The sequence below is a fragment of the Paenibacillus sp. FSL R7-0163 genome (assembly GCF_037969975.1).
GTDB classification, from domain to species: domain Bacteria; phylum Bacillota; class Bacilli; order Paenibacillales; family Paenibacillaceae; genus Paenibacillus_AQ; species Paenibacillus_AQ odorifer.
In genome coordinates this window covers 292,159-305,446 of the sequence record NZ_CP150224.1, presented here as the reverse complement: position 1 = coordinate 305,446, position 13,288 = coordinate 292,159, and the positions used below count along the sequence as shown (strand labels likewise).

The 13,288-nt window shown below is 44.0% G+C and carries 8 protein-coding genes; 1 reads left to right on the top strand and 7 read right to left on the bottom strand.

Features of this window, described 5'->3' with window-relative positions:
- Window positions 1-46: 46 nt before the first annotated feature.
- The 5 genes from NST45_RS01365 to NST45_RS01345 all read right to left on the bottom strand — a co-directional run bounded on the left by NST45_RS01365 (window position 47) and on the right by NST45_RS01345 (window position 6,948).
- Window positions 47-1,633 (bottom strand): glycoside hydrolase family 43 protein, encoded by a 1,587-nt coding sequence (locus NST45_RS01365; RefSeq protein WP_076213695.1) that lies wholly within the window; start codon window positions 1,631-1,633, stop codon window positions 47-49.
- Between the two features lie 75 nt (window positions 1,634-1,708).
- Window positions 1,709-3,079 (bottom strand): glycoside hydrolase family 28 protein, encoded by a 1,371-nt coding sequence (locus NST45_RS01360; protein WP_038573243.1) that lies wholly within the window; start codon window positions 3,077-3,079, stop codon window positions 1,709-1,711.
- 5 nt (window positions 3,080-3,084) lie between these two features.
- Window positions 3,085-4,242: a glycoside hydrolase family 88 protein gene (locus tag NST45_RS01355; RefSeq protein ID WP_339824617.1), complete on the bottom strand. Its 1,158-nt coding sequence runs from the start codon at window positions 4,240-4,242 to the stop codon at window positions 3,085-3,087.
- Window positions 4,243-4,336: 94 nt separating this feature from the next.
- Window positions 4,337-5,893 (bottom strand): extracellular solute-binding protein, encoded by a 1,557-nt coding sequence (locus tag NST45_RS01350; protein ID WP_339824611.1) that lies wholly within the window; start codon window positions 5,891-5,893, stop codon window positions 4,337-4,339.
- Window positions 5,894-5,982: 89 nt separating this feature from the next.
- Window positions 5,983-6,948, bottom strand: a complete 966-nt coding sequence (locus NST45_RS01345) for an ABC transporter permease subunit (protein ID WP_339210769.1) — start codon at window positions 6,946-6,948, stop codon at window positions 5,983-5,985.
- A gap of 275 nt (window positions 6,949-7,223) precedes the next feature.
- On the opposite strand from NST45_RS01345, the gene NST45_RS01340 reads away from it, so the two are divergent.
- On the top strand, window positions 7,224-8,108 hold the full coding sequence (locus tag NST45_RS01340; protein WP_036685426.1) for a carbohydrate ABC transporter permease: 885 nt from the start codon (window positions 7,224-7,226) through the stop codon (window positions 8,106-8,108).
- Window positions 8,109-8,173: 65 nt separating this feature from the next.
- On the opposite strand, the gene NST45_RS01335 is transcribed toward NST45_RS01340, so the two are convergent.
- Both NST45_RS01335 and NST45_RS01330 read right to left on the bottom strand, forming a co-directional pair.
- Window positions 8,174-10,420 (bottom strand): helix-turn-helix domain-containing protein, encoded by a 2,247-nt coding sequence (locus tag NST45_RS01335; RefSeq protein WP_038573249.1) that lies wholly within the window; start codon window positions 10,418-10,420, stop codon window positions 8,174-8,176.
- A 198-nt stretch (window positions 10,421-10,618) separates the two neighbouring features.
- Complete coding sequence (locus tag NST45_RS01330; RefSeq protein ID WP_051491384.1) at window positions 10,619-13,288, bottom strand: copper amine oxidase N-terminal domain-containing protein; 2,670 nt, start codon at window positions 13,286-13,288, stop codon at window positions 10,619-10,621.

Genomic DNA, 13,288 nt, shown 5'->3' with positions numbered 1-13,288 from the left:
GGGCCCTGTCCTCAGAGCAACCCCTTCCTTAGTAAAGCCGTGTGTATTATTCCTTGCCCTGATAACGGAAATATGCGAAATCAGCACTGCTGCCACCGAACTGCTGCATATCATGCGCCGCAATGCCAACAAAGTTCCCAGTGAAGCCTCCCGATAAAAAGCTGATATTCTGCGGATCGCCAAGTGGCTTCCACTCCGTATCGTCACCCTTAAGATAAACAAATTGCCCAGTCACTTCCTGCACCTCAACCGCGATCCGCAGTGTCTCCCCTGCATTTAGTTCAATCATTACAGGCTCCGCAGTGAATTCATCCCGCTGACAGCGCATTAACCGCAGCACCTTGCCACGTCCTTCTTCATGGCTGATATACGCATAAAGATAGTTATCTTCATTCAGGTATAACAGTAGTCCTGCCATCTGCAGATAAGTATTCGGTTCATATTCAAGCGCTGTTTCGGCGCGGAAGCTTATATCCGTCTGGCGAATAGCCAGAATATGATGCTCAAACAGACTCTGCACGGATTCCCCGGCCCTGATTCTTAACCAGCCCGGTCTTTCAGCAAGGGAACACCAGCTTTCATTCCTAGGAATCCGCAGTGTATTCCAGTTCTTTTTCAATTCCGGGCCGTTAAAATCATCCTCGAATTCAAGCGTCCGCACTTGTTTCAGGACCTTCGTTCCTTTAGGTGCTGGTACCTTGAGCTGTGGCGCATTTCCGCCTGAGGTTAGTCTTAACCAGCCCTCCTCATTCCAGTGCACCTGCTGAACGGCAGTCTCTCTCCCCAGTATGGCGTATTCGCCTTCCAGGGGGCGGGTACACAAATGGGCCATATACCATTCACCTTCTGGTGTCTCTACCAGACTTCCATGGCCGGCACATTGAAGCGGCAGCTCGGGATTATCCCGTGAGGTCAACATCGGATTGAGCGGATCCACCTCATACGGACCCAGCAGCGCCTTGGAGCGCGCTACGGTTACGGCATGCCCCGATCCAGTGCCACCTTCTGCCGTAATTAAGTAGTAATAACCTCCCCGCTTGTAAATATGCGGCGCTTCCGTCTTCTTCAGCGGCGTGCAATCAAAGATTTTCACAGGTTCACCTATTAATTGGCATTGCTCTGGATCGTACTCCTGAATTACAATTCCGCAGGACTTGTTGCCTTCCGTAATCCGGTAATCCCACAGCTCATTCAGCAGCCATTTGCGCCCATCCTCATCATGGTACAGAGATGGATCAAACCCGCTGCTATTCAGGTATACCGGGTCAGACCAAGGTCCCTCAATATCCTCCGCAGTGATCAGATAGTTATGACAATCTTTAAAAGGCCTTTTAGTGCTCTTAACATCGGTATAAATCAGATAAAACAAACCGTCATAATAGCTAAGCTGTGGAGCCCAGATACTGCAATTTTTCGGATTTCCCCGCAGATCCACCTGATGAGTCAGAATATCTGTGCAATGCTCCCAGTCTGCTAAGTCCGCTGATTGATACACCCTTACACCGGGCAGCCATTCAAAAGAAGAAACAGCAATATAATACATCTCCCCCGCTCTTACAATACAAGGGTCAGGATTGAAGCCTTTTAATATGGGATTGTGAATAATTCCAGTCTGAATATTATCTGTAATCATCTTCATACTCCTTCCTATTTCCATACATCCGCACCCTTCACCCTAAGCAAACCTGCAGTCTATCCTGTTCAATTATCAATCTGCCTGCTCACTTAGATCTTCCTGTGACGGGACAACGGTCACCTGCTGCACTAACTCTTCCACTTTACGGGTGTTTCTCGATTGGCAACCGGTGATATCTACCGTTTCTCCATTTTCAATATAAAAAGCCGGTCCCTCATGATTCTCGATCGTCACTTGGCGGAAGCGGATATCTCTTACGTTGCCAAGATAGAACCCACGGTTGTTCATATCCTGGATTCCTGACATCATGGCTGGACGACCAGGGATTGCATTCTCTGCCATGGAAATATCAATATCGGAAAAGGTAATTTCTGAAATGTATTGCTCCGCAAGGCCGTAAAGAAAACCTGCAGCAGCATGAACATTCCGAGCAGTAATATTAGCAAAATGAATCCGTCGGAAGCAGGGGGTCTCCTCCGTCACCGGATAAGGATTCTTGTCCCATACGTATTTGTCCTTACCACGTGGTCCGCAGAAATAATAAAGATTAAGAATAAACGGACAGATCACGTCCTCCATCACGATATTACTGACACGAATATCTTCGACAACACCTCCGCGCCCGCGTCTGGACTTCAGCCGAATTCCGCGGTCTGTCTGCTTGAACACGCAATTGCTGATCACGATATTACGGATATCTCCGCTCATTTCGCTTCCCAGCACCACACCGCCGTGACCATGAATCATCGTGCAGTTAGTTATCGTGATATTCTCACAGGCAACCCGCTCCTTCGTATCCTCCGTCCCTGCTTTAATGGCGATGCAGTCATCACCCACATCGATATTGCAGTTGCTGATGCGGACATTCACACAGGACTCTGGGTCAATGCCGTCTGTATTAGGCGAATCCGCCGGATTATAGATCGACAGATTATCAATCGTAACGTCATGGCAACAGATAGGATTCACAGTCCAGCTTGGGGAGTTCACGAGTGTCAGATCTCTAAGCGTGACTCTACGGCAGTTGTCGAAGCTGATAAGCTTCGGGCGAGGATACAGCAGTGAATCAGGAGAATTCCGATGTTTATCCCACCAAGGTGCGCCCCTTCCATCCAGCTTGCCTGCACCTGTAACCGATACATTCTCTAGATTTATTCCAAAAATACATGAAGCATGGACGTTCTGTTTCACACCCTCCCAACGGGAATCCACCACCGGATAATCGTTAGGATTAGAGCTGAAGCTAAGCTCAGCTCCAGGACTGAGCTTCAGCTCAATATTGCTTTTCATGAAGATAGCACCCGTCTGATAGTGCCCGGAAGGAACATATACTGTTCCTCCCCCTGCCTCGCTTGCCGCATGAATGGCACGGGCTATAGCTTCCGTTGAAGGCTCTGGACTATTAGGATGTGCTCCGTAGTCATTTATATTGTAGATAGACATGCGCTTCACTCGCTCCCTATCGTCGCGTCAGGACGCTGCAAATATTCATATTCTCCGCAAGCCAGGAGGAATGCGCCAAGCCCCTTCTGATCATTGGTAACGATCGGTTCACTGATATAATAGGCGTAAGTACCATCTCTCCGGTCCTCACCACCGAGTCCAGCGACCTGGCAGTTTTTATTCAGGTTAACCCAGCCATTTTTGGTTTCCAGCACAAATTCAGCAATAAGACCTTGATAAGCACGGTCAAGAGTCTCGAACCAACTATCATCGAGTACACCGATCCGAATGCCCTTAGCCATTGCATAGGTGATCATGCTAGAAGCGGAAGCCTCCAAATAATTGCCTTTACGGCCGCCCATGTTTACAACCTGATACCATACTCCAGCATCAGCATCCTGAACCTGACGAAGCGCTGTCAGCGTATCTGTCAGAATACGTGCCAAGATCTCGTAATCCGCGTGTTCCTTAGGGAGCATGCCGAGTACATCCACTAGCGCCATCACATACCAGCCCAGCGAACGCCCCCAAAAGTTCGGAGACAACCCCGTTTCAGGATCGCACCACGGCTGTACCCGCTTTTCATCCCATGCGTGAAACAGGAGACCCGTCTCAGCATCCTTGGTATGACGCTCGCACAGAATAAATTGCCGGGTCACATCGTCCAGACCCTTGCCGCCTTCATACTCAAGTAAATACTCCAGATAGAAAGGAGAGCCCATATACAAGCCATCCAGCCAAATCTGATAAGGATATACATTCTTATGCCAAAACGCACCTTCCGAGGTTCGAGGATGCGTTGTTATCTGCTTTCTTAATAAATCTGCAGCCATTTTATATTTCGCTAACCCAGTTTCTTTATGGAGCACAAACAGGATCTTCCCGTTATTTAAGTGATCAATATTATGTTCGCTCAGGCGATACCCCTTCACAGAGCCGTCTTCCTCAATAAAATAATCCATATTATCTTTGATGAATTGATAATATTTAACCTGCCCGGTCTGTCTCCACAGCAGCTCAAAACCCTTCAAGATGACTCCATAATCATAAGACCATTTTCCATGATATCCGTTATCCTCATATAATCTTGGCGTTCGCTCCATAATCGAATCTGCCATTCGAACACCCCAGCCCATACTCCTAAGTGCATTGTTGTCTTTCATTTTTTCCTCCTGTTTGAATAGATATGGTCCTAAACGCAGCCTCCCCATTTAGGACCCATCTACTATTTTCTTAGAATATAGTCTGTAGTACGTCTTAAGGATTTACAGCTTTATAAGCAGCTTCATATTCAGTAATGATTTTGCTGCCGCCGGATTTCTTCCACTTTTCAACCTCAGCTTTAAATCCATCCAAATCAATTTTGCCAAGAATATATTTATAAGTGGCATCTGTCATAATCTTCTGCAATTCAGATCCTTGAGTAGAATAGGTCTCAGATTCCAGAGAGTAAGCAGGATTCAGTACAGCATATTTAGCATTCTCAACGATCAGCTTATCAGCTTCAACTTTGAGTGGATCAGCATCATGGATAATGAACCCATTCTCTAATGGACGAGATGCCGAAAATGGCTGAACTTCTTGCTTCCAGAGATCCGTATCCTTAATCGTAACCGCTTGTTCTCCATCAATTGTGTAGTGAACATCCTTAATACCGTAGGTCATCAAGCCATAGACATCTTCATTCATAAGATCATTAACAAATTTCAGGATCCGTCTTAACTCATTTTCATCCTTAACTTCGGATTTCGGGAAAGACAGCAGTCCCCCAATTCCGTTATTACCAGCCCAGATGGCACGATCTGCTTCATTGCCAGTGGAAGTGATATCGTTAACCATAACCAAATCCATGCCATCCTGTATGCCCTTAGACAGATTTAGCAGGTTCTTGCTGTCAAACAAGGCACCCACATAAATTCCAGCCTTTCCTTGCGCAAAATTCTGCTGCTGATCTGTTTTAGCCGTCACAGCAAAATCCTGATTGATATACCCACCATCATAAAGAGTCTTCATATAATCCATGGTTTTAACATAAGCCTCTGTATCGAACTCAGGTGTCATTTTACCCGCATCGTCAACGCTCCAATAGTTCGGTGTTCCAAAGTATGAGCCCAACGTCTTAAATGCTCCATATACAAGATCGCTGCGGTCCATGAAGCCTGTGGTATCCTTCTTGCCATTACCATCAGGGTCTTTTTCGGTAAACGCTTTCGCAACTTCCATCAACTCATCTGTTGTTTTTGGAACCTGCAGTCCAAGCTTATCCAGCCAATCTTTACGGATAACAACGCCGTTTCTAGCCAAGGACTTCTGGAAAGGAACCCCGTACAGCTTACCTGCAATCGATGCCGATGTACGTGTATCCTGTGAAATTTTAGCCAAATTCGGGAACTCATCAAGATAAGGACTTACTTCCCAGAACATACCGGCCTTCAGTGCATTACGTACAGAAGAGTTATCAAGAATAGTCAGGGTAACGATGTCCGCTAGGGAATTAGATGCTAACGAAGTATTAATACGTTCTTCTTTGGAAGGATCCGGAATCCATGAGAATTCAATCTCTGTATTCGTTAATTCTTCAATTTTTTCCAGAATAGGACCCGTTGGTGTTGTAGACGTTTGTAAAATGTTCAGCCAGCTAATCTTTGCTTTAGCATCTAGCACATCTGCAGGTGCAGCAGTTGTTTTAGCCGTTGAATTCGTTCCCCCATTTGAAGAATTTGACTCCTTCGCGTTATTGCCTCCTCCGCATGCAGTGAGTACTAACCCGCTACACAACATTAAGGCTGCAATTTTTTTGTAATTGCGATTCATCAACATTACCCCTTTTACTAATGTATTTGTTGTTGTATCTTCCACCTCTGCCCTTAAGGCAGAGGTAAGAATTCAGCATACTGTGAAGCCTAGTAAACACCATCTTCGCCGATTTTTTTAGCTAACTTGTTCGACAGCATTACGAGAATCAAGCCAACCACACCCTTGAACAGACCTACTGTGGTACTGAAACTCAATTGTCCGTTCTTTAAACCAGCTGTATAGATATAGGTATCGAAAATTTCTCCAACTTCGCGGTTCAAGGAATTGATCAGCAAGTACATATGCTCAAAGCCCAGATCCAGCGTGTGGCCAATCTTCAGAATAAGCAAGGTAATAATGATTGGACGAATCGCCGGCAGGGTGATATGCCATGTTTTGCGCAATCTTGCCGCTCCATCCATCTCAGCTGCTTCATATAACTGCGTATCCACTACGGTAATGGCTGCCAAATAAATAATGGTTGACCAACCAATTTCTTTCCAAATGATCTGTCCGATATACACGGTACGCAACCACTCGGGAGAAGTCAAAAAGCTGATCTTCTGCATCCCAAAGGCCGCCAACATCTCATTCAGCACCCCTCCATCCACATTCATAAATACATAGGAAATGGAGACGATGATAACCCATGACATGAAATGGGGGATATAAATAATCGTTTGAATGGTGCTCTTAAATAACTTGTGCTGAACTTCGTTAAGCATCAGCGCCACTATAATAGGTAGCGGGAAGAAAATAAAAATGTTTAATGCAAACAAGATAAGTGTATTACTCAATAGCATAAAGAAGGTAGGTTCTGTAAACAATCGGACGAAATGCTTAAACCCAACCCACGGGCTATCTGCTATACCCAGAAACGGCTGATAGTCCTGAAATGCAATGATAAGACCGCCCATAGGCAGGTACTTAAAAATAACAAAATACAAAAATCCCGGGAGTATCATTAAATACAATAACTTGTTTCTTTTTAAACTCAGCCAGCTAGGCCCCGTTCGCTTTTTTCTTACTGGATTAACTTTCGTGTTCAGCATGGTGACGTTTGCCTCTTTCACCTGATCGGCCTCCTTGATCGCGTTTCTTTACGATTCCCAGATTACGATCATTCGTCCATTACGTATATAATCATCAGATACTGATACTCCAAGAACCCTACAGCTATAAGGTTTTCCAGACCCGTGCATCTTATAGTGATTACTACAATACATAAAGATCATCTATGCCTTATCACGCTTTTTCCTCCCAAAACAAAGCCCAAGCTAATGATTATATACGGAATAACAGACCCCTGTTAAAGTTTCAATGAAACGATTACAAGGAGGATATCTGCATGTCGCAATCATCTTTTAAAAAAGAAACTATGGGTAGCCGGCTGTTTACTATTGTAAATACCACACTGCTTACACTCATTGCCCTAGCCTGTCTTTTACCCTTTGTCAATGTGTTTGCCAGTTCCTTTGCTTCAACACAGGAGGTAGTAGAAAAAAGCTTCATCCTGTTCCCGACGACATTCTCTTTGGATGCTTACCGTTATATACTGTCAACGCCTACTATCTTTAAAGGGCTTGGCGTATCCATCGGTGTAACCTTAGTGGGTACAGTTGTTAGTATGGTTCTTACCTCTTTAATGGCTTATGGATTATCTAGAAAATATCTGTACGGAAGAGATTTTATCAATTTCGTAATCGTGTTCTCCATGCTCTTCAGCGGAGGGATGATCCCTACTTTCCTAGTAGTTAAATATTTCGGGTTAATCGATTCCTACTGGTCCATGATCATGCCTGTTGCGATCAATGCTTTTAACCTGATCATTATGCGCAACTTCTTCCAGGCGCTGCCGGAAGGGCTAGAGGAATCAGCCAAGATTGACGGCTCTAATGATTTTGGTGTATTTTTCAAAATCATGCTTCCGCTGGCGATGCCATCTATCGCGACCCTCTCCTTGTTCTACGGGGTAGCTTACTGGAATACTTATATGAGTGCAGTTTTATATATGACGGACTCCACAAAGTGGCCTATACAAGTCCTGCTGCGCCAAATTGTTATCGTCGCCAGCGGGATGCAGGGAGATAATGCTTCTGTTGATATTATCCCACCTGCTCAAACCATCAAGATGGCGGTTATCGTAGTCGCAACCGTTCCAATGCTGCTCGCCTATCCTTTCGTACAAAAACACTTCACCAAAGGAGCCCTGCTGGGTTCTGTAAAAGGCTAAAACATTGCAGCTATACAAAACAGCCAGCCCCGGTCTCCCGGGGCTGGCTGTTTGTGTTCAGCGCCTTACTTCTCCTGTTTCTGGGTTCGGTATGCACCTGGTGTTACATGTTCTTTTTTACGGAAGGATCGAATAAAGTTCTGCGGATTATGGTACTGCAGCCTTTCAGCAATTTCTTTAATGGTCATATCCGTTTCTACAAGCCACTTCTTAGCCATTTCCAGGCGATAGTTCATTAGATATTCGCTAAACGTCATCCCGTACTCTTTTTTGAAAATACTGCTTAAATAGTTCGGACTGTAATGAAGGCGATCACCGATTAATTCTAACGTTAAGTCCTGATCAAATTCTGAGCGGACAATCACCGCAATTTTATCAGATAAAAGGCGGAACTGACGGTCTGTCTTCTCCTTAACACTGGTCACCATCGGATGAATAACTTCTTTGACCAAAATGCGTTCGATCTCTTCCGGATTACGGATGTCTAACAATCGGTGGTACAACGTAGAATTGTCCTCTGTCAGCAGAACCTCTACACCCAGCAGCTGCTCCAGCTGAATCAGATTGTTGACGAAACGTATTAATGTGACTTCGAAATTCAAAGGATTCTTACTGTGCTTCATCATTTCCCCGAGTAATGGATACAGAGAACAGGAGACTTGTTCTTCATCTCCAATCCGAATCGCGTCAAATAACTGGGACTCAAACTCAGACGGATAATGCAGTAGAACTGGACCCGAGATTACCTTCGATATATCCTCATAGAAAATGATGGACTCTTTGCCCAGATTTAAACGATGGTGCAGCGCCTGCTTACTCATCTCACAAGCTTCCTTACTAAATAATAAATTATCGTAAAAATTGCTTATTCCAACACTAACGGATAGTTTCAGGATTTCTCTAGCTGTTCGAATAATTGTCTTCGCATAGTCCAGTGCTATTCTCCGGTTCTCCTGTTCATTCGCTCCCTCAAAAATCAGGATGGTCGCTTGTGTACGGTCATTTAATAGGATAGGAATCATCCGCTTCTCCTGCGGAATCAGCTCTTCCACCAGTTTGTTGACCGCCACAAGCAGAAGGTCCTTGTCGCTAGCCTGCCGTTCCCCATAGTTATCCAGCTGTATCAGCAGCGTTGCATACACCGAATTCTGTGACAGCTCATAACCGAAACGAGGCAAACCTTGATTCAGCTCTTCTTGAGATATCCGGCTACGAAATAGATTTAGAATAAACTGAGTTTCCAACTTAGGCATCTCAGACTCAATAAGACCCTCTAGGCTTTCTTTCTCCGATAAGATGGTATCAATCGAATTAATAATCCAGTCTACCTCATTCTTGGGCTCTAGCTCTGCATTGGCAGGTAATAATCGGCGCTGAATCTGCCGGAATGGCTTGGTGAAATACAAAGAGATAACGTAAGCGACTACCGCAATCAACAATGTAATAAGCAGTACCATCATCACAATCCCGAATCGGGTTGTCTTTAGTGCATCTGAAATTTCCGATTTATCCAAAAGAGTTACGTAAATCCAATTATTATAAGAAGATTTAGCATAAATAGCTTTTATCGATTGGTGATCAGCCCGCTCCATGGCAATCGTCCCCAATTGCCCCCCGCCTCCGGCAACATTAGTAATATGGCTAAGCTGATTACTAGTCAGCAGGGACTTCCCGGTTTCCGACTCATATAGAAGCTCACCCTCCCGGTTAAGAATAAACACCGGTGTGTTTCCTTCGGTCTGAAGGGTGCTCTGCAAGGTCTGAAGTGATATATCAGATAAGGCAATCGCCTGTTTGGTCTGTGAGAATACCGGCAGGGTATTTACAAAGCGGATGCCTTTATCCGTCTTAACCCAAAATAAACCCCGGCTACGGTTATTGATATAGCTCTCATAAAGTGTCCTGCTCTCTTCTTCCGTTAAATGTGAAAGCTTCCCATTAGAAATCTGCCATTTCTGCTCCAAACTGATTAGAGAATAATTAACAAAATCCATCCCCATACTGGCAATGTAGTTAAGCTGGGAATTAATCTCGCGATACTCCTCAAAATCCTGCTCCGTGATCGGATTCTGCACAACCTCTCTGAAGGAACTGGTGGTACTGTAAGTATTAAAAGCGTATTCGATGGTCTGAATTTTCTGTTCCAGAGTGTTTTTAATTTGGGTAATTAAACTCTGTTTATCATCCGCTACTCTCTCATTTACCGAATTAATCGTCGTCAGATAAATATAGCCACCGAAGCTAATAACCAGGCCAATCCCCAGCACTAGAATAGGAACAAAAATCTTGTAGAATATCCTGCCTTTTTTCATGATAGACTCCTTAAGCATGTAATTATTTTCAATTATAGCGCTTCCAATAGGTTAAACCAAATGTTTTAAATGTGTATAATCGCAACCCTATTTTTATTGAAAATAGAAAACAAAAAAACAAGGCAAAAAACGCTTCATCAAGCCCAGTGCTCAATGAAGGTTTTTTGCCTTATATTATAATGCCTTTATTCCCTATCCTTATATTTCAATCTCTTCCGTTGAATCCGAAAGACCACCACTCTGCACGCCATTGTTATTGGCTACCGCAAGAACATATACTTTATATTTAACACCCTTAACAATTAATGCACCATTAACGTCTCTTCTCGAGGCTACAATTGTAGGATTCGTTCCGTTAGGCGTTATCGACGTATAATACGAGGATTTCACCTCAATTGCTTCCGCTGAACCAAAACCTTGTTTGGACGGAACCACCAGAATTCGATATTCCGAAATGTTAGACTCGTTAGAGGAACGGTTGAAACTTACTAGTATTTTACCCTCATCCACACTGTACGTTACATTGGTGACAGAGGTTACCGGCAGCTTAGTGGATAAAGTTATGGCATTCGACTCTGAGGACAACACATTAGTGCCTGAGTACTTGCCGCTGCCAATCGTTAACACATACACTCTGTAACTGATTCCACTCTTTATTAAATTTCCGTTTACGTCTCTGGCTGAAGAATCCAAGACTTGACTGGTGTTATTTCCTGAAGTGCCTACCGCTGTGTAATTGGAGCTAGAAACCGCATTTGCCTGGGTTAAACTAAAGCTGCTGTAATAGGAAGTAGGTACAATCAGGATTCGATACTGGCTAATGTACGTTTCATCCGTGGCATGGTTAAAGGATACTTTTAAATCCCTGCCGTCTTCGTAATCATTAACGTCCCTTACATCCAAGCTCGAAATAGGAGCCAATTTGTAATCTACATTCAACGTAATTAAAGGTGAACCAGAAGAAAGAACATTGCTGCCTGAGTAATTCCCGCTTCCGACGGTTAATACATATACTCTGTAATTGATTCCACTCTTTATCAGGTTACCGCGCACGTCCCTTGATGACGAGGTTAACACTTGATTGGTGCTGGATCCTGTTGTGCTCACTGCTGTGTAGTTAGAACTGTACACATTATTGGCGTCAGATAAACTGAAGCTGCTGTAATAGGAAGTAGGTACAACCAGGATGCGATACTGGCTAATATACGTTTCATTCGTAGCGTGGTCAAAGGATACTCTTAAATCACGGCCATCATCATAGTCATTTACGTCGCTTACATCCAAATTGTAGACAGCACTCACATTGTAGTCAACAGCCAACGTAATTAATGTTGACTCCGATGAGAGAATGTTGGTGCCCAAATTCTTCCCGCTTCCAATCGTTAACACATACACTCTGTAAGGTGTTCCATTCTTAATCAAATTACCACGCACGTCTCTTGCTGACGAGGCTAACACTTGACTGGTGCTAGATCCTGTTGTGCTCACCGTTGTGTAGTAAGAGCTGGAGACATTATTCGCCTCAGATAAACTAAAGTTGTTGGAATAAGCTGTAGGCACAACTAGAATTCGGTACTGGCTAATATACGTTTCATCTGTAGCGTGGTTAAAGGATACTTTTAAATCCCGGCCATCTCCAAAGTCACTAACGTCGCTTACACTTAAATTAGAGACATTGACCGAGGACAGCGTAATCGCAGATGAAGCAGCAGACAATAAATTATTGGCTGTATTACTGCCACTATCTACACCCATAACAAACACACGGTAACCAACTCCCGTCTTAATGAGGGCTCCATCCACATCCCTCGCTCCAGACGATAAGATCTGGGTGATATTGGAGCCTGTTTTATTGACCTGTGTGTAATTTGAACTGCTAACAGCATTTGCTGCCGCCAAATTAAAAGAAGAATAATTAGTAGCTTTGACTACAAATATCCGGTAAGAACTCACCTTGGATTCATCCGATACCTTATTAAAGCTTACGGCTAAATCGCGGCCATCACTATAATCGCTCACATCACTTACTTGTACATTACTTGGGGCAACGACTACAGTATTAGTATTAAGCGATATAGTCGAAGAACTATACGAGAGAGCGCTGGTATTATTGCCTTTGCCCACTGCGAAAACATAAGCTACATAGGTTTGATTACCTTTAATGAGGTCACCATCCACATCCCTTGAATTTGCGGTCATTCTAATCGTAGGATTAGTGCCTGTAGCTAAAACAGTAGAATAATTGGCGGATGTAACCTTTTGTGCAGATGAGATATTAAAAGTGCTCCAAGCCTTTACAATCATTACCCGGTAATGATCCACAAGAGCTTCATTAGAAGATTGGGTGAAGCTGACCTGGAGATCACGGCCGTCACCGTTATCACTTACATCCTTTAACTGCACATTCGATGCCGGATTTACAGTTCCAGTTTTACCGCCGGAAGTCGTTATGGTCACCACTTTGGTGCTCGGATTCCAACCCACATCATGACCCAATGACTCACTTACAAACCGTGTAGGAACCATCGTTCTTCCTTTCAAATTCTGTCCCGGCACATCTAGAGTTACAGCTTTATTGTTAATCGTGGCTGTCTTTGAGCCAATCTTTAACATAATCGTTGTATTATCTTTAGTTGCAGTTACAGTTTGTGTTTTCTGATTCCACTTGATGGTGGCATTAAAGGCTTCAAAGATTGCGCGTAGGGGTACCATCGTCCGTCCATTTACCATCACCGGTGCTTGATCTGTGGACAATCGAACCCCGTCAATAAAAATACTGATGGGCGCAGTAGCAGCTTTCACTGAAGATTGAAACATCATCGGCAAAACTAATAAGCCCACTAAAATAGAAATCCATAACTTCTTCAC

Coding starts and splice junctions, on each gene's coding strand:
- NST45_RS01365 (WP_076213695.1), bottom strand. CDS start 1,633: ATGATTACAGATAATATTCAGACTGGAATTATTCACAATCCCATATTA.
- NST45_RS01360 (WP_038573243.1), bottom strand. CDS start 3,079: ATGTCTATCTACAATATAAATGACTACGGAGCACATCCTAATAGTCCA.
- NST45_RS01355 (WP_339824617.1), bottom strand. CDS start 4,242: ATGAAAGACAACAATGCACTTAGGAGTATGGGCTGGGGTGTTCGAATG.
- NST45_RS01350 (WP_339824611.1), bottom strand. CDS start 5,893: ATGAATCGCAATTACAAAAAAATTGCAGCCTTAATGTTGTGTAGCGGG.
- NST45_RS01340 (WP_036685426.1), top strand. CDS start 7,224: ATGTCGCAATCATCTTTTAAAAAAGAAACTATGGGTAGCCGGCTGTTT.
- NST45_RS01335 (WP_038573249.1), bottom strand. CDS start 10,420: ATGAAAAAAGGCAGGATATTCTACAAGATTTTTGTTCCTATTCTAGTG.